Here is a 17,543-nt window from a genome sequence, read left to right on the forward strand (position 1 = left end):
TGGTTGACACTGTCTCGTGGGCGGCTCTACCGTGGATCGACACCTGCCGTCCGCGAGGGGAAGTTCACCGTGACCACTGCTGCGCCCAACGAGGCATCCGCACCGATCATCGAGCGCGATGTGCTGATCGTCGGCGCGGGGTTGTCGGGTGTTGCCGCCGCCTACCGCGTACACGAGGCGTGCCCGGGGCTGACCTATTCTCTACTCGAGCGACGGGAACGCGTCGGCGGTACCTGGGATCTGTTCCGTTACCCCGGTATCCGCTCGGACAGCGACATCTTCACCTTCAGCCTGCCGTTCAGCCCGTGGCACGGGAACCAGACCATCGCCGAGGGTGCCGACATCCGGCAGTACATCGCCGACAGCGCCGACACGTTCGGGATCTCCGACCACATCGTCTTCGGCACCAAGGTGAACAGCGCGAACTGGGACTCGACCACCGACCTGTGGACCGTCGAAGCCGTGACCGACGGCGCCCCGGTGACCTACAGCGCGCGCTTCGTGTTCCTCTGCACCGGCTATTACGACTACGACGGCGGCTACTCCCCCGACTTCCCGGGGATCGAGAACTTCGGCGGCACGGTGGTCCACCCGCAGCGCTGGCCCGAGGATCTCGACTACGCCGACAAGAAGGTCGTCATCATCGGCAGCGGCGCGACCGCGGTCACGCTGGTTCCCGCGATGTCCCCCGACGCCGCATCGGTCACGATGTTGCAGCGTTCTCCCACGTACATCATGTCGATCCCCAAGGTCGACCCGCTGACCGTCGTCGCACAGAAGCTGTTGCCGCAAAAACTCTCACACGCGGTCAACCGTTGGCGCAACGCCGCCATCCTGGTGGGCACCTACCAGTTCTGCCAGCGTGCGCCCAAGCTCTCCCGGCGCATCATCCGGACCGTGACCAAGAAGCAGTTGCCCGCCGGTTACGAGATCGATGTGCATTTCAAGCCCAAGTACAACCCCTGGGACCAGCGTCTGTGCGTGGTTCCCAACGGCGATCTGTTCAAGGCGATTCGCTCCGGTAAGGCCGAGGTGGTCACCGACCACATCGACCACATCACCGAGAACGGTGTCGCCCTGACGTCGGGGCGTGAACTGGATGCGGACATCCTCATCACTGCGACGGGCCTGTCGGTGCAGTCGTTCGGCGGCATCACCATCCACAAGGATGGGCAACCGCTCAAGCCGAACGACGTGTTCGTCTACAAGGGTCACATGCTCGAAGGACTGCCCAACATCGCCTGGACCATCGGTTACACGAATGCCTCGTGGACACTGAAGGCCGATCTGACGGCCCGGGCGGTCGCGCGACTGCTCGCCTACATGACCGAGAACGGCTACACCCACGCGTATCCGGATCGCGGCGACAAGGAAATCGAGGAACAGCCGGTGCTGAACCTCCAGTCGGGTTACATCCAGCGTTCCCTCGACCAGTTGCCCAAGTCGGGCGTGGCGAAACCCTGGGTCGTGCGCCAGAACTACTTCCTCGACTACCTCGATTTCCTACGCGACTCGCTGACCGAGTCGATGTCATTCGGAACCGTTGCCGCGCAGCCGAAGAAGATCGACACGGCCACCGACACCGCAGAGGCGCGCCAACTCAGCGACGTGGGCTAATCGGGGTACCACCGGTTCGCCATCCGTCCAGCGTCGCCATCGCGGCGCGCGCGGGATCGGCTTCGGCCGGAACCAATCCGGCCAGCAGCAGTTGAGCCAGGCCGTGCACGGTCGACCACAGTGAGATGACGATAATCGTGGGTTCCGCCGGCAGGAACGTACCGTTCCCGATCGCCCGGGTGACGGCCTCGGTCAACGGCGCCATCGCGCTATCCGATGCGGATTGCAACTCTGGTGTCGTGTCGAGCTGCCCACGACGGACGAGGACATGGCAGCGTACGAGAACAGCTGATCCGCCATCGTTGTCCGGTGTCGCGATGATCAGCTCAGCGGCCTTGGCCATCTACTCGCACGGTCAACGGTCGATCCGACGGACCGATTCGGCGGCGACCAGTTTGTCCGGATTGACGTGCAGATAGATTCCCGACACCAGGCCGTCCAGGAAGTCGAACACCGCGACCAGTCCGACGACTCCTTCCCACCGGATCACCAGGGCGGGCGAACCGTTCGCCGAAGCCGCCGTGATGGTCATGCCCTCACCAGCCTGGGCGCTGATACCCACCAGGAACCTCGCCACCTTGTCGGCTCCGTGAATCGGACGACGAGCCGCGGTCACCTTTCCGCCACCGTCGGACATCAGCACCACGTCGGGCGCGATCGCATCCATGACGCCCTGCACATCACCACCGATCGCCGTGGCGATGAGGGCCGAGGCCGCCGCTGCGACCTCGCTTCCCGCCGGGACGAATCGCTTCCGACCCGACTGCACATGCTCCCTGGCTCGCCGCGCCGCCTGCCGCACCGCGGCGGGACTCTTCCCCACCATCACGGCGATCTCGTCGTGGGGAAAGCCGAACACCTCCCGCAACACGAAGATCGCACGCTCATCGGGTACCAGTGATTCCAGGAGCACCATCATCGCCGTCGAGACCGACTCACTGAGGACCAGGTCGTCGGCGGGGTCCGACTCGTCGATCAACAGTGGCTCGGGTAACCACGGGCCCACGTACTCCTCGCGGCGGCGGCCGGCTGCGCGCAGGACGTTCAGCGACTGCCGGGTGACCACCTGGGCAAGATACGACTTCGGGTTCTCGACGTCGTCGAGATCGACCTGAGCCCACCGAAGGTAACTGTCCTGCAGGATGTCGTCGGCATCGGTCGCGGAGCCGGTGATCTCGTAGGCCACGGTGAACAACAGCGGGCGTAGCCCGGTGAACACCTCGGCGTGATCGGTCACCGCTCCCCTCGCGGCCACCGGTAGCTCCCCGGGCGTCGGGCTTCGAGGGCCAGCATCCAGACCGTGTACCGGCACACCTGCTCTTTCACCACCCCGCCCGCACGCCCCGCGGTCCACAGTCCCTTCGGCACATCCGCGCGGTTCGTGCGCACCACCGTCGCACCGTGACGACCGAGTCCCACGCACTGCGCGGAGAACCCCTGATCCACCGGATCGGGCCGGGCGCCCCGCAGACTCGCGAGCACGGTTCGCGCGGCCTGCGCACCGAGTGGCATGGCTGCCTGACAACTCATCCTGAGGTCGTGTCCGCTGACGGCAGCGGCGTCACCGGCGGCGACCACGTTGGAATCATCGACACTGGTCAGCGTCTCGTCGACGCGCATACGACCGTCGCGGTCGGTGGTGAATCCGCTGTCACGAGCCAATGTGGGCACCCCGAATCCCGCGGTCCACACCGTGACATCCGACGGGAGGACCGAGCCGTCGCTCAGCATCACCTTCTCCCTGTTCACCTCCACCACTCCGATGTTCGCGCGGACGTCGACCCCCAGTCGGCGCAGTCGTCGGGCGATGGAGCGGCGACCGCGGTCGCCCGCCGTCGGGGTCAGCACACCGCCGCACACCAGCGTCACCGCGAGGTCGGTTCGTGACTCCGCGATTTCTGCGGCCGTCTCGGCGCCGGTCAGTCCGCCCCCGACCACGACCACAGCCTCCGCGGGCTGCCGCAGCCGATCGGCCAACCGTCGCGCCTCATTCAGATCACCGACGCCGTATACATGCTCGGCCCCGCGTATCCGGGGTCTTCCGGCTCCGCTGCCCACGGCATAGACCAGGCGGTCGTAGGCGATTGCCGAACCGTCGTCGAGCAGTACCCGCCGTGCGAGGACGTCGACACGGTGTGCCGCGCCGGTGACCACCGCAACGGACGAGTTGAGCACCTCGGTGAACTCCCTGGTCGCCGACCCGGTGCCGGCCGCGAGCTGATGCAGACGGATCCGTTCGACGAACCGCGGGTCGGCGTTTATCACGGTCACCCGTACCGTTCCGGCCAATCGGTTCGCCGCCATGCACCCGGCGTAGCCGCCGCCGATCACCACCACATGTGCATCCATGTCGAGCCCTTCCTCGATGTCGTCCACCAGTTCACCCCTCCAGACACCGGACGCGGGCAGAGTGTGACACACCGGGTACATTCGCCGGTACCGCACGATGAGCTGACGCTCGATGTGAAGCGACTGCTCGTTTCTTCCTGCTGCGCATCCGGATCGAGGATCACCATGGCCGCCCCGCTGTCCCGCCGCGACATCGACTTCCTGCTCTACGAGTGGCTGGACGTGACGGCACTCACCACCCGAGACCGGTTCGCCGACCATTCCCGCGAGACCTTCGACGCCATCCTCGACCTCAGCGCCGACATGGCGACCAAACTGTTCGCCACCCACAACAAGAAGGCCGATCACCACGAGCCCTACGTCGACGAGGACGGCAAGGTGGTGATGATCGACGAGGTGGGCACCGCCCTGGCCGAGTTCGGCAAGGCGGGTCTCGCGGCCGGGCCCTTCGACGAGGCGGTGGGTGGTATGCAGCTGCCGACCACCGTGAACCGCGCGGCGATGGCCTGGTTCCAAGCCGCCAACGCTTCCACCTCCAGTTACCCGTTCCTGAGCGTCGCCAACGCGAACCTGTTGTGTGAGTACGGCACCGACGAGCAGATCGACACCTGGGTGCGGCCGATCCTGGACGGCCGGTACTTCGGCACCATGTGTCTGTCCGAACCGCAGGCCGGGTCGTCGCTGGCCGACATCACCACCCGCGCGAAGCCCACAGCGGATGGCAGCTACCGCATCACCGGCACCAAGATGTGGATCTCGGCGGGTGAGCACGAACTCTCGGAGAACATCGTGCACCTGGTGCTGGCCAAGGCGCCCGGCGGCGGGCCCGGCGTCAAGGGCATCTCACTGTTCATCGTCCCCAAGTTCCTCACCGACGGCACCCGCAACGACGTCGCTCTGGTTGGTCTCAACCACAAGATGGGCAACCGCGGTACCACCAACACATTGCTGAACTTCGGCGACGGCACGCATCGCGTCGCACGAAGCTCGGACACAGAAAGTTCCGGGGCGGTGGGCTATCTGGTGGGCGAAGAACACCAGGGCCTGTCGTACATGTTCCACATGATGAACGAGGCAAGGATCGGAGTGGGGTTCCTGGCCACGTCGATCGGGTACGCCGGCTACCTGGCCTCGCTGGAGTACGCCAAGGTGCGTGCGCAGGGGCGCCCGGTCGACGCCAAGGATCCCGGCGCTCCCCCGGTACCGATCATCGAACACCCAGACGTCAAACGCATGTTGTTGGCGCAGAAGTCCTATGTGGAAGGCGCTCTCGCACTGGGGTTGTACTGCTCCAGGTTGGTGGATGAGGAACAGACCGGCGAGGGCGACGATCGCGACGACGCCCACCTCCTCCTCGAGGTGCTCACCCCCATCGCCAAGAGCTGGCCGTCCCAGTGGTGCCTCGAGGCCAACAACCTCGCCATCCAGGTGCACGGTGGGTACGGCTACACCAAGGAATTCGACGTCGAGCAGTACTATCGCGACAACCGTCTGAATCCGATCCATGAGGGTGCGCACGGGATCCATGGCCTGGATCTGCTGGGTCGCAAGGTCATCATGCGGGGTGGTGCCGGCCTGGCACTGGTGGTCACGACGATCACTGCGACCGTCGACCGGGCGGCGTCGAGCGGTGCACCGGCACTGTCCGGGTACGCGACCGCGTTGCGCCGCGCGGTCGATCGCCTCGTGGAGGTGACCACCTCTCTGTGGGCCACGGGTGACCCCGCGCTGGCGCTCGCCAACTCCACCGTCTACCTGGAAGCCGCGGGGCACGTGGTGATCGCCTGGATGTGGCTGGAGCAATTGCTCGCGGTGGGCGATTCGGTGGGCGACTTCTACGACGGAAAACGAGCGGCGGCGCAGTACTTCTTCCGTTTCGAGCTTCCGCGTACCGCCGCCCAGTTCGACCTGCTGGCCTCACTCGACCGGACGACCCTGGACGCGGACCCCGCCTGGCTCTGAGGCGAGCGCCGCTCAGCCCGCACCACCGAAGGGGTGGTCGATGACGTACTTCCAACTGCCGTCTGTCTGACGGCGGACCAGTTCGGCGGTGACACCGTGCAGTCCGACGGGTACGCCGTCGGCGTCATGACCACCGTCCATCACGAAGGCGGCGCTGCCGAGAGCGAGATCGCCGGTCACCAACCAGTGTCGTGGGCTGAAATGCAGTGTCCCGCCCATGGCGACGAATCCGCGGAGGGCGGTTTCGATCGCCTGGTGCCCGACCACCGGGTCGGCCCCGGGTCCGGGCACGATGACCGCGTCCTCCTCGTACATGGTCATCAGTCGGGTGATGTCGCCTGCGTTGAACGCCGCGCACCATCGGTCGTTCAGGGTCTCGGGTCCGGTGCTGGTGCTGTTCTCACTCATGGTGTCTCCTGGTGATCGTCGTACTGGATGGGTTGTGCTGCCTCAGGGGCGGCTGGTGCCGTGGATGCGTCGCGCCCGGCGGGCGTAGACGCGTGGTGCGATGTGTGGCAACACCGCGCGTGGAACGGCGGGTGCGGAGCTCAGCATGTCCCGCAGGACCGCGTCGTCGCCCTCGTAGGCGAACATGCCGAAGACGAGCGGCAGTAGCGATTTCGGCAGGCTCGCCACCGCCGCCTCACCGAGTGCGTGCCACTCGTCGTCACGGAAGGTGGCTGCCGCCAGCGGCAACAGCGCACGCTCCTCCAGGTCGAGGTGGTCGGCCAGCAGCGCATGGAGGCTGGTCAAGCTCGCGGCGAGGTGGTCACGATGTGCGGCGGACGGTTCCGTCGCCCAGGTCGACGTCGCGGCGCTCACCGCGTGCAGGCCGGCGTCGATCTGGTGATGCTGGCTCTCCACGTCGTCGATGACGCGGTGGGTGGCCCGCGGGGTACGCTCGCGCAGTTTCGGCCACAGCAGTTCGTCCTCACCCGCGTGGTGGTGATGCAAGAGCTCGCAGATGAAGTCGATGTGCCGGGCCACGCGTCCGGCCTGCCGTCGATGGCCCGACGAGGTGCGAGTCACCGCGTCGGGGGCGAGGCGGAACTCCCGCAGCATGGCGGTGTGCACCACGAGCATGTCGCGGGTGTCGACCAGCGGTTGATCGGTCCCGACGGGGTCCGGTCGGAACCGCTCGTGGGAGCAGACCCATCGTCCCGTCTCGTGGTTCCACCAGCAGGTGTGCGAATGACGGTGGGAGGCGAAAGGATCCGTCGCCCGGTGATCGGTGGTGATGTTGTTCTCGGTCATGCCATCGAGTCTCGATCGCCGCGGCACCGACCACCATCCCAGGAATCTGGGATCTCTGCAGGCAGAGATGCGGACACAATCGCGCACACCGGGCGCGCAGGTGCGCGATCATGGATCGTATGGTCGTCGCATCACGCCGCAGGTCACTGACCGATCGGGTCGAGTCCGCCACCCGCGGCATCGGTGATCTCGACCTGCTCGCTCACACAGTGTTCGGGGCCGTCGCGGTCGACATCCCGCACACATTCGCCTGCATGGCCTCGACCGACCCGTCGACCGAGCTCATCACCCGCGCCTTCAAGTCGGCGCCGTTACCCATCGGGGACGAGGAGTTCGCGGCCACCGAGTACGGAGCACCCGACGTCAACCAATTCGCCGAGATCGCCCGTCGCCCCGTTCCGGTCGGCGCGCTGTCGGTGGACACCCAGGGTCGACCGCAGCAGTGTCGGCGACTGCGCGACTACATGACCCCGCGCTTCGGCTTCACCGACGAGTTGCGTCTTGCCTGCTTGTCGGGGCACACGATGTGGGGTGCGCTCGCCCTCTATCGGGGGGACGGCGAGGCACCGTTCACCCGCGAGGAAGCCGCCCGGCTCGCCGGCATCCACCCGGTCGTCGCCGACCGCATCCGCAGCGCCCTCTTCGCGGCCAACTCGTGGAGCCGATCACCCGACGACACCGCCGCGGTGCTGATCGTCGACGCCCAGGATCGCGTCTCGGACATGACCACCGCCGCACACGAACGAATCGACGACCTCGGCGGATGGGAACACGGATCGCTGCCCGGCAACGTCCTCGTGGTGGCGGCGTTGGCTCGGACGAGCGGCGCGCCCGCGACCACCCGGGTGTTGGGACTCTCGGGCGGGTGGCTGACCATGCGCGCGATGCCACTCGGCGGCGCAGGTCGCGCAGTGGCGATCACCATCGACGCCGCGTCTGCGACGGTGGTCGGCGAACTCGCACTGGCGGCACGGGGTCTGACCACCCGCGAGCTCGACGTGGTCCGGCTCGTGCTGCAGGGCGCCTCGACCAAGGCCATCGCGGATTCGTTGTTCCTGTCGCCCTACACCGTTCAGGATCATCTCAAGTCGGTCTTCCGCAAGCTCGGCGTCGGCAGCCGTCGCGAGATGATCGCCGCACTGTCCCGCTGACTCACTCGGAGGAGGACCCGACGTGCGCGTTCTGGTCGTCAATCACCTCACCCTCGACGGAGTGCTCCAGGGCCCCGGCAACCCGCAGGAGGACACCCGTGACGGATTCGCACACGGCGGTTGGGCATTGGCGGGGAACGACCCCGCGATGGGCGCGGCGATCGGTGCGCGGATGGGCGATGGCTTCGCATGGCTGTTCGGGCGTCGCAGCTACGAGGGAATGCTGTCGCATTGGAACAGCGTCGGCGGCCCGTTCAAGGACGGGCTGAACGGGACGCCCAAGTATGTCGTGTCCTCACACCCCGACGCCGAGTTGCCGTGGCCGAACTCCACTCTGCTCACCGGTGATGTGCCGTCGCAGGTCGCCACACTGCGGGCCCGCCCCGGGGGCAACCTGGTCATCATGGGCAGCGGCGCCCTGATCCGATCGCTGCTACCCCACGAGCTCATCGATGAGATGTTGTTGATGATCCACCCGATCGTGCTCGGTTCGGGACGGCGTCTGTTCGGTCCCGACGACGACGTGCACCGTCTGCGGCTCGTCGATTCGGCCGCGACCGACAGCGGCGTGCTGCTGGCGACGTATCGGCCGGACTGACGCATCCGTCGCTCAACCGGGTTCGCGCCGATACGAGGTCGGCGTGTAGCCCAGCACGCGCGTGAAGTCGGTCGTCAGATGGGCGTGGTCGGCGTATCCGAGGTCGGCGGCGATCTGCGCGATGGTCGTCGCCGGGTCCTCCCGCAATCGCATCGCGGCCTCCTGCAGGCGGTAGCGACGAATGATCGCCAGCGGCGCCAACCCCACGTACCGGCGGGACAACCGCTGCACGGCACGCGTCGACATCGACAGACGGTCGGCCACCTGGTCGACGCGGGTGATCGACGGGTCGCCGGCGATGAGGTCCTCCATCGCATTGGCCATCAGTCCGGCGTCGTCCGGCGCATCGAGACGGTCCTTCGCCCAGGTGACGAAGGCGTTCACGGCCCGTCGTCGACCGGCGTCCTCGTCGCGATCGCTCATCGCCTCGACCACGGAGGCGTGCAGCTCCGCCGCGGCATAGGCCGATTCCACACCGGCAAGGTCACCCGGACTCGAGTGCAGGCGCGCGACTCCGGCCGGTCGCAGCAATGCGCCCACCGCCCAACCGGTTCCGGACAGGTCACGGTGGGACGCGCCGGTGGTCGGGCCGGCCAGCGACACCTCTTCGCGCTGCACCACCAGGTTCGACGCGGGAAACGGCAGGATCTCCTGCCGTGATGTCCGGCCCGCCGCCAGCGACCACCGCGGGATCCAGAACCACCGGATCCGGTCGGAGAGTTCCTCGGGGACGGGTTCGCGGTGGAATGTCGGCAACCGGGTCGGGTACAACACCCCTCGCGGATCACCGGTGTCGGTCACCTGACCCCCTGCTGTATTCGTCGCAAATCTTCAAGCTCACGCGGTCTGCCCGGAACTACGTTGAGACGCATGAACACCACACAGGACAGTCCCCAGCTCGGCGTCACCGGTCAGCACACCACCGATGGCATCCCGCACGGCGCCACCAGCCTGACCTCGTTCCTCGCGATCGCCCACGCCGCCGACGCCATCGAATTCTATCGTTCGGTGTTCGGCGCTCGCGTCGTCGACGTCACTGAGATGGGGGGTCAGGTCGCGCACGCCGTCCTCGACTTCGGTCACGGACTGCTGCAACTCGGTGAACCCAACCCCGACTACGGGCTGGTGCCCGCACCGGACGGCGACGGCGCCTGCTACTCGATCGGCCTGTACTGCTCCGACGTCGACACCACGGTCGACCGGGCCGAGAAGGCGGGCGCCTCGATCCGGGAACCGGTCAGCACATTCGTCTCCGGTGATCGCTTCGCCTCCATCCGCGACCCGTTCGGGGTCAGGTGGTCGGTCATGTCCCGCGTCGAGGACATCTCCGAGGAGGAGAGCTCCCGCCGGGTGGCGGAGTGGGCCGCGCAGCAGCAGGGATGATCCACGACGACGAAGCGGGGCGCATCCGTCGTGGATACGCCCCGCTTCGATCGATGCTCAGACCGTCAGGTCACTCGGCGTCGCCACCGGCTTTCGACAGCTCGACGGGAGCGTCGGGCAGCTCGGCGGGCTTCCTCTCACCCTTGAAGGTGAACGTGGCGCCGTCTCCGTCGCCCTCACCGTCCCAGTTCTCCACGTCGACCACGACGATCTGTCCCGGGGTGATCTCGTTGAACAGGATCTTCTCGGACAGCTGGTCCTCGATCTCCCGCTGGATGGTGCGACGCAACGGGCGGGCACCGAGCACCGGGTCGAAGCCGCGCTTGGACAGCAACAGCTTGGCCTTCTCGGTGACCTCGATGGACATGTCCTTGTTGCGCAGCGCCCCCTCCACCCGGTTCAGCATGAGGTCGACCATCTTGATGATCTCCTCCTGCGTCAGCTGGTGGAAGACCACGATGTCGTCGATGCGGTTGAGGAACTCGGGACGGAAGTGCTTCTTCAGCTCGTCGTTGACCTTGAGCTTCATCCGCTCGTAGTTCGAGTTGCTGCCGTCACCCGAGCTGAAGCCCAGCCCCACGGCCTTCGAGATGTCCGAGGTGCCCAGGTTCGAGGTGAAGATCAGCACCGTGTTCTTGAAGTCGACCGTGCGGCCCTGACCGTCGGTGAGACGACCGTCCTCGAGGACCTGCAGAAGGGTGTTGTAGATCTCCGAGTGGGCCTTCTCGATCTCGTCGAACAGAACCACCGAGAACGGCTTCCGGCGCACCTTCTCGGTGAGCTGGCCGCCCTCTTCGTAGCCGACGTACCCAGGAGGGGCACCGAACAACCGCGATGCGGTGAACCGGTCGTGGAACTCGCCCATGTCGATCTGGATCAGGGCGTCGTCGTCTCCGAACAGGAAGTTCGCCAGCGCCTTCGACAGCTCGGTCTTACCGACGCCGGACGGACCGGCGAAGATGAACGACCCGGACGGACGCTTGGGATCCTTCAGACCGGCACGGGTACGACGGATCGCCTTGGAGACCGCCTTGACGGCATCTTCCTGGCCGATGATCCGCTTGTGCAGCTCGTCTTCCATCCGCAGCAGGCGGGTGGTCTCCTCCTCGGTGAGCTTGAACACCGGGATGCCGGTCCAGTTGCCCAGCACCTCTGCGATCTGCTCGTCGTCGACCTCCGCGACGATGTCCATGTCGCCGCTGCGCCACTGCTTCTCACGCTCGGCACGCTGGCCGACGAGCTGCTTCTCCTTGTCGCGCAGGCTCGCGGCCTTCTCGAAGTCCTGGGCGTCGATCGCCGATTCCTTCTCCTTGCGGGCATCGGAGATCTTCTCGTCGAACTCCCGCAGATCCGGCGGCGCGGTCATCCGGCGGATCCGCATCCGGGCCCCGGCCTCGTCGATCAGGTCGATCGCCTTGTCCGGCAGGAACCGGTCGTTGATGTACCGATCGGCCAGCGACGCGGCGGACACCAACGCACCGTCGGTGATGGTCACCCGATGGTGGGTCTCGTAGCGATCGCGCAATCCCTTGAGGATCTCGATGGTGTGCTCCACCGACGGCTCGCCCACCTGGACCGGCTGGAAGCGGCGTTCGAGGGCGGCGTCCTTCTCGATGTACTTGCGGTACTCGTCGAGGGTGGTCGCGCCGATGGTCTGCAGCTCACCGCGGGCCAGCTTCGGCTTGAGGATCGACGCCGCGTCGATCGCGCCCTCGGCGGCACCCGCGCCGACCAGGGTGTGCAACTCATCGATGAACAGGATGATGTCCCCGCGGGTGTTGATCTCCTTGAGCACCTTCTTCAGGCGCTCCTCGAAATCACCGCGGTAGCGGCTGCCTGCGACCAGGGACCCGAGGTCGAGGGTGTAGAGCTGCTTGTCCTTCAACGTCTCGGGGACGTTACCGGCGACGATGGCCTGTGCGAGTCCCTCGACGACGGCCGTCTTGCCGACGCCGGGCTCACCGATGAGCACCGGGTTGTTCTTGGTACGACGGCTCAGCACCTGCATGACCCGCTCGATCTCCTTCTCGCGCCCGATCACCGGGTCGAGTTTGGAGTCGGCGGCCGCGGCGGTCAGGTTACGGCCGAACTGGTCGAGGACCAGGGAGGTCGACGGCGTACCGGACTCGGAACTGCGTCCACCGGTGCCCGCCTCCTGCGGCTCCTTGCCCTGGTATCCGGACAGCAACTGGATGACCTGCTGACGAACCCGGTTGAGATCGGCGCCGAGCTTCACGAGCACCTGTGCGGCGACGCCCTCGCCCTCACGGATCAGCCCGAGCAGGATGTGCTCGGTGCCGATGTAGTTGTGGCCGAGCTGCAGCGCCTCGCGCAGCGACAGCTCGAGGACCTTCTTGGCCCGCGGCGTGAACGGGATGTGGCCGGACGGGGCCTGCTGACCCTGTCCGATGATCTCCTCGACCTGGCTGCGTACCCCTTCGAGCGAGATGCCGAGCGATTCGAGGGACTTGGCCGCCACACCCTCACCCTCGTGGATGAGTCCGAGCAAAATGTGCTCGGTGCCGATGTAGTTGTGGTTGAGCATCCGCGCTTCTTCCTGGGCGAGGACGACAACCCGGCGTGCGCGGTCGGTGAACCGTTCGAACATTGTTCTCCCTTACGTACGTGGTGTCAGGGTCGAGACGGCGTCACAGCAGAGCTCGGTCTCGGCCTGTCCGGCTCCGCCGAGGGTGGCGTGGTTTGGGTACCCGTCACCCGTCGGCAGCCTTACGTCCACTGTAGTGGGCGCTTGTCGGCGACACAGAACATGTGACACCGCTGATCCGAACCGTTCGGAGGTGTTATCGGAATCTACTCCACCAACGTTGCAGGTCGATCGGGTGTTTCCCCAATCGGTACGCCCACAGCGAACGTGTCGCTCAGGTGGCCGAGACCCCGCGCTCGGCGTCGTGGGCCGCACGGGCGGCCAAGACCTCGGGCAGATCCTCTTCGACCTCGTCCACCAACGCGACCATGAGCGTCGCGACGCGGCGTCCCAGATCGGTGAGTGCGTACTCGACGCGCGGCGGGATGGACTGCAGGACCGTGCGGGTGACGAAGCCGTCGCGCTCCAGGGTCTGCAGCGTCTGCGACAACATCCGCTCGCTGATGCCGTCGACGCGGCGGCGCAGCGCGTTGAAGCGGTAGTCGCCGTCCACCAGGGCCACCAGGGCGAGCACGGCCCAGCGGGTGGTCAGGCTGGCCAACACGTCCCGCGAGTTGCACCGGCGGCTGAACACATCCGGTTCGAGTTCGGGGTCGGGCCTGGTCATGACGCCGAGTGTAGCAACCCGAGCGACATGTGCAATCAAATCCGCTTGCACTGTACGAAATGTAAGTGCTATACCGAACGTCAGCAAAAGCGAATCGACCGAATCGAGGACATGCGATGACCACCTATGCAGTGACCGGAGCGACCGGACAGCTCGGCGCCCTGACCGTGCGAGCGTTGCTCGCCCGCGGCGTCGCCGCCGCCGACGTCGTCGCGTTGGTGCGCGACGAGGCCAAGGCCCGCGATCTCCGCGAGGCCGGCGTGACCGTGCGGGTCGCGCACTACGACGACCCGCAGTCGCTGATCGACGGACTCGCCGGTGTCGACCGGCTGCTGCTGGTGTCCGGAAACGAGATGGGCCGCCGGATCCCGCAGCACACCAATGTCATCGACGCGGCACAGAAGGCGGGCGTGAGCCTGGTCGGCTACACCTCGATCCTGGCGGCCGATCGCAGCGGACTGGGACTCGCCACCGAACACCTGGCCACCGAGAACCTGCTCGCCGACCGCGGTGTCGACACCGTCCTGCTGCGCAACGGCTGGTACTCGGAGAACTTCACCCGCGACCTGCCGAACGTCATCGAGCGCGGGGTACTGATCGGCGCCGCAGATGACGGTCGGCTGGCCCCCGCAGCCCGCGCCGACTATGCCGACGCCGCGGCGGCAGCACTGATCGACGGCACCCCACGGGTCTACGAACTCGCGGGTGACGAGCACCTCAGCTACTCCGAGATCGCCGCGACATTCGCCGAGGTCTCCGGCACACCGGTCCGCTATGAGAACCTCGCCGAGCAGGACTACGTGACGGCGTTGGAGAACGCCGGTATCCCGACTCCGTTCGCCGCGATGCTGGCCGACAGCGACACCGGCGTGAGCCACGGCGACCTCGACACCGCGTCGACCGATCTCGCCGACCTCATCGGACGCACACCGACGTCGTTCACCGACGTGGTGCGCGACGCGCTGTAGTCACCCGCCCAGAGCGAAGGAATCGACGACCCGGTCGAGCGCACGCGTCACGTCGTCGCGCGCGGTGACCGGGTCGTCGGCTCCCGAGACGTACAGCGCCGCTTCGTCCAGCGCACCGACGGCGATGTGCGCCAGCGGTCGCAGCGGCTGTTCCGCGACCGCACCCGAGTCGACCGCGGCCTCGAGCAGCTCCTCCACCATCGCGAACCCGTACTGCTCACCCCGGGCTCGCCATTCCTTCCATCCGAGCACCGCAGGCGCGTCGACCAGGACGATCATGTTCACGGTCGAATCCGTGAACGCCTCGAGGAAGATCCGGATCCCCAGCTTCAGCAGCCGGAGCGGGTCCGCTTCCCCTGTTTCGGCCATCCGGGCAACCACATCCGCAACCAGTTGTTCTTCCGCGGCGTCGAAGACCGCGGTGAACAGCCCGCGCTTGTCGCCGAACTGGTGGTAGAGCGCTCCGCGCGTCACTCCCGCATCCGCGACGACCGCCTGGGTGCCGACGTCGGCGTAGCCGTGCGTGCCGAACAGTTTCCGCCCCGACGCGATCAGGGCCGCGCGGGTCGCCGCGGTGCGCTCGGCCTGGGTTCGACGGTTGACATTCATGCAGTCTGTTTGTAACTTTCATGCGAGGTGTACGTCACTGACGAGAGGATCGTACGCATATGCCTACCCTGACCCTCGCCCAAGGAACGATCGACTACCAGGATGTCGGCCCGCGGGAGTCGGGGGTGCCACCGGTGGTGCTGATCCACGGGGCGCTCGTCGACGGACACCTCTGGGATCCGGTCACCGAGATCCTCGCCGAGCAGGGGATCCGCAGCATCGTGCCGACCATGCCGCTCGGATCACACCGGCACCCGATGCCCGACGCCGACCTCTCCCCCGTCGGGCAGGCCCGGCTCATCCGCGACATCGTCGAGGCGCTGGACCTCCACGACATCACTCTCGTCGGGAACGACACCGGTGGCGCGTTGTGCCAGTTCTATCTGCACGAGTTCGGCGACACCGTTGGTCGGGTGGTGCTGCTCAACTGCGACTGCTTCGAGAAGTTTCCCCCGTTCCCGTTCAATGCGATCTTCCCGGTGTTGCGGGTGCAAGCGGTGATCAAGCCGATGCTGGCCGCCATGAAGCCGGCGGCGATACGCCACTCCCCGCTCGGGTTCGGTCTGCTGGTGACCGATCCGCCGCCCGAGCTGACGGCATCATGGCTGGCTCCGGCCGCCGGATCAGCGGAGGTCCGCGCGGACATCGCACGCTTCCTGGCGACGGTCGACTCGAAGTCCCTGACACCGATGACCGAAGCCCTGGCCGGATTCACCAAGCCCGCGACCGTGGTGTGGGGGATGGCCGACAAGGCCTTTCGCCCGTCGCTGGGGCGGCGGCTCGCCGCCCGCTTCCCTGACGCCGACTTCGTGCCGGTCGAAGGGTCGCGGACATTCGTGTCGCAAGACCGACCGGCGGCACTCGCCGAGGCGATCGTGGCCATCGGCAGACGCTGACCGCCTCGATCAGCGGATCCGGCAGATTGTTTACTATTTCTCCAGGGCGGCGTCGAGTGTGATGTCGACACCGGTGAGGGCCTTGCTGACGGGGCAGGTCTCCTTGGCGTCCTGCGCGGCCTTCAGGAAACCCTCCTCGTCGAGTCCGGAGACCTCACCACGGACGACGAGTTCGATCCCGGTCAGCTTGAAGCCCACGTCGTCCGGTCCGAGACCCACCTTGGCCGACACCTCGAGGCTCTCGGGGGTGCCGCCGGCCTGGCCGATCAGCGCGGAGAGCTGCATCGCATAGCAGGCCGTGTGGGCGGCGGCGATGAGTTCCTCGGGGCTCGTGGTGCCATCGGCATTCTCGGCCGAGCGCTTGGGGAAGGACACCTCGAAAGTGCCCGCGCCGGAACTGGTGAGTTCCACCTGTCCCGAACCCTTCTCCAGGGTCCCGTTCCAAGCGGTACGTGCGGTACGAGTGGGCATGGTGGGAATCACCTTTCACCGGCGGAGGGCGACCTCGTCGCATCGTCGGACGGTGTCCCAGCCGACCTTACGCGCCGAGGCCCGGTGCCACCGGGAGACAGGGAACCGGCCGACGATGATCCGGGTCGAGCGCATTGAGCACGATCTGCGCGGTCCGCGGTGACGAGACGATCGACAGGTGGTCGGAACGGTCGATGCGGCACGAGTCCTGGACCACGACGTTCGTCGTCGTCGGGCCGGGGACATATCCGTCGGTCCACGGCTCGACGATGCCGTCGTCGCGGGTCATCACGTTGGTGTAGGTGATACCCGGAACATAGGGGCTGCCACCGGCATTGATCGCGCGCATGAACGACGACCCGTACTGCTCCTGATTGCATTCCGGGTACGGCCACAGGCGTTCCGGGTCACCACCGAATGCGCGGATGACGTCGACCGCGCGGTTGCAGGCGCTGCTGTCCTGACCTTTCCAATACGGCGCCAGCGACACGTAACGGTCCACCTGCCCCGCACCACCCAGATACCTCAACCACCAGGTGGGCATCAACGTGCCCTCGGAGTGGCCGACCAGATCGACCCTGCGGGCACCCGTGACCCGCAACACGTGTCCGACGACGTCACGTAACTGCGCGGCGCTGCCCTCCATACGCGTCAGTCCCCCGAGGGCGCTGACCGGAAACGTGCTGCCGGGCAGGGTGCCGTAGGTCAGGGCGTAGACGCAGTACCCCGCCCGGTGCAGCACCGCGGCCATCGTCGCCCAGTTGGTCTGCCGATTACCGCCGGTCCCGTGTACCAACACCACCGGGTTCGGGTGGTCGCGGCCGGGACGGCAGCGGTCGTCGTTCGTGCCGGGCAGCGACCCGCCCGGATGCGCCAACTCGGCACGGACGCCGTCGAAGAAGTCGTAGTCGATCGGTTCTGCTCCCGCCGCGGAGGGCGACATCCCGAAGACCAACAGTGCGACGACCGCGGTCAGCAGCGGGCGAATCCCGATCCTCATCTCTGCCGCCGGT

18 protein-coding genes are annotated in these 17,543 nt (G+C 66.8%); 7 read left to right on the forward strand and 11 right to left on the reverse strand.

The genetic code is table 11. The features are described from left to right. Positions 1-69 precede the first annotated feature (69 nt). A complete protein-coding gene (locus tag BW971_RS16065) occupies positions 70-1,617 on the forward strand; it encodes a flavin-containing monooxygenase (RefSeq protein WP_076481732.1) in 1,548 nt (515 codons plus the stop codon). Here BW971_RS16065 and BW971_RS16070 read toward each other — a convergent pair. From BW971_RS16070 to BW971_RS16080, 3 genes are read right to left on the reverse strand one after another with little or no spacing between them, the layout of a single operon-like run. Further along, positions 1,601-1,960 (reverse strand): WHG domain-containing protein, encoded by a 360-nt coding sequence (locus BW971_RS16070; RefSeq protein WP_076481543.1) that lies wholly within the window; start codon positions 1,958-1,960, stop codon positions 1,601-1,603. The two genes, BW971_RS16065 and BW971_RS16070, sit on opposite strands and share 17 nt — an antisense overlap. A 12-nt stretch (positions 1,961-1,972) precedes the next feature. After that, positions 1,973-2,872 (reverse strand): RNA polymerase sigma-70 factor, encoded by a 900-nt coding sequence (locus tag BW971_RS16075; protein WP_076481545.1) that lies wholly within the window; start codon positions 2,870-2,872, stop codon positions 1,973-1,975. Next, positions 2,851-3,984 (reverse strand): NAD(P)/FAD-dependent oxidoreductase, encoded by a 1,134-nt coding sequence (locus tag BW971_RS16080; RefSeq protein WP_407701230.1) that lies wholly within the window; start codon positions 3,982-3,984, stop codon positions 2,851-2,853. The genes BW971_RS16075 and BW971_RS16080 overlap by 22 nt, the downstream gene beginning before the upstream one ends. A 147-nt stretch (positions 3,985-4,131) precedes the next feature. Here BW971_RS16080 and BW971_RS16085 point away from each other — a divergent pair, with 147 nt between their 5' ends. Next, positions 4,132-5,928, forward strand: coding sequence for an acyl-CoA dehydrogenase (locus BW971_RS16085; protein WP_076481547.1), 1,797 nt, complete (start codon positions 4,132-4,134; stop codon positions 5,926-5,928). A 12-nt stretch (positions 5,929-5,940) separates the two neighbouring features. On the opposite strand, the gene BW971_RS16090 is transcribed toward BW971_RS16085, so the two are convergent. Beyond that, a complete protein-coding gene (locus tag BW971_RS16090; protein ID WP_076481549.1) occupies positions 5,941-6,336 on the reverse strand; it encodes a YybH family protein in 396 nt (131 codons plus the stop codon). Positions 6,337-6,378: 42 nt separating this feature from the next. Next, a complete protein-coding gene (locus BW971_RS16095) occupies positions 6,379-7,182 on the reverse strand; it encodes a hemerythrin domain-containing protein (RefSeq protein WP_083710145.1) in 804 nt (267 codons plus the stop codon). A gap of 110 nt (positions 7,183-7,292) precedes the next feature. On the opposite strand from BW971_RS16095, the gene BW971_RS16100 reads away from it, so the two are divergent. Both BW971_RS16100 and BW971_RS16105 read left to right on the forward strand, forming a co-directional pair. After that, positions 7,293-8,333, forward strand: coding sequence for a helix-turn-helix transcriptional regulator (locus tag BW971_RS16100; RefSeq protein WP_083710147.1), 1,041 nt, complete (start codon positions 7,293-7,295; stop codon positions 8,331-8,333). Between the two features lie 22 nt (positions 8,334-8,355). After that, entirely contained in the window at positions 8,356-8,931 is a 576-nt protein-coding gene (locus BW971_RS16105) for a dihydrofolate reductase family protein (protein ID WP_076481551.1), read from the forward strand. A 12-nt stretch (positions 8,932-8,943) separates the two neighbouring features. Here BW971_RS16105 and BW971_RS16110 read toward each other — a convergent pair whose 3' ends face one another. Then, entirely contained in the window at positions 8,944-9,732 is a 789-nt protein-coding gene (locus BW971_RS16110) for a helix-turn-helix transcriptional regulator (RefSeq protein WP_076481553.1), read from the reverse strand. Positions 9,733-9,801: 69 nt separating this feature from the next. Here BW971_RS16110 and BW971_RS16115 point away from each other — a divergent pair, with 69 nt between their 5' ends. After that, entirely contained in the window at positions 9,802-10,314 is a 513-nt protein-coding gene (locus tag BW971_RS16115; protein WP_076481555.1) for a VOC family protein, read from the forward strand. 70 nt (positions 10,315-10,384) lie between these two features. Here BW971_RS16115 and BW971_RS16120 read toward each other — a convergent pair whose 3' ends face one another. Further along, positions 10,385-12,922, reverse strand: a complete 2,538-nt coding sequence (locus BW971_RS16120) for an ATP-dependent Clp protease ATP-binding subunit (RefSeq protein WP_076481557.1) — start codon at positions 12,920-12,922, stop codon at positions 10,385-10,387. Between the two features lie 271 nt (positions 12,923-13,193). Continuing rightward, the gene (locus tag BW971_RS16125) at positions 13,194-13,586 is read right to left on the reverse strand and encodes a winged helix-turn-helix transcriptional regulator (protein ID WP_076481561.1); all 393 of its coding nucleotides are present in this window, start codon (positions 13,584-13,586) and stop codon (positions 13,194-13,196) included. Positions 13,587-13,702: 116 nt separating this feature from the next. Between BW971_RS16125 and BW971_RS16130 the strand changes: the two genes are divergently transcribed. Continuing rightward, entirely contained in the window at positions 13,703-14,554 is an 852-nt protein-coding gene (locus tag BW971_RS16130) for an SDR family oxidoreductase (RefSeq protein WP_076481563.1), read from the forward strand. Here BW971_RS16130 and BW971_RS16135 read toward each other — a convergent pair whose 3' ends face one another. Beyond that, positions 14,555-15,163, reverse strand: a complete 609-nt coding sequence (locus BW971_RS16135; protein WP_076481565.1) for a TetR/AcrR family transcriptional regulator — start codon at positions 15,161-15,163, stop codon at positions 14,555-14,557. It abuts the gene before it with no gap. Positions 15,164-15,222: 59 nt separating this feature from the next. Here BW971_RS16135 and BW971_RS16140 point away from each other — a divergent pair, with 59 nt between their 5' ends. After that, entirely contained in the window at positions 15,223-16,059 is an 837-nt protein-coding gene (locus tag BW971_RS16140) for an alpha/beta fold hydrolase (RefSeq protein WP_076481568.1), read from the forward strand. Positions 16,060-16,092: 33 nt separating this feature from the next. Here the strand turns inward: BW971_RS16140 and BW971_RS16145 are convergent, their stop codons facing one another. Together BW971_RS16145 and BW971_RS16150 are read right to left on the reverse strand one after the other, a co-directional pair. Further along, a complete protein-coding gene (locus tag BW971_RS16145) occupies positions 16,093-16,530 on the reverse strand; it encodes an OsmC family peroxiredoxin (RefSeq protein ID WP_076481570.1) in 438 nt (145 codons plus the stop codon). Between the two features lie 67 nt (positions 16,531-16,597). Continuing rightward, complete coding sequence (locus BW971_RS16150) at positions 16,598-17,530, reverse strand: esterase/lipase family protein (RefSeq protein WP_076481572.1); 933 nt, start codon at positions 17,528-17,530, stop codon at positions 16,598-16,600. Between the last annotated feature and the right edge of the window lie 13 nt (positions 17,531-17,543).

It is taken from the genome of Williamsia sterculiae (assembly GCF_900156495.1).
Taxonomy (GTDB): domain Bacteria; phylum Actinomycetota; class Actinomycetes; order Mycobacteriales; family Mycobacteriaceae; genus Williamsia_B; species Williamsia_B sterculiae.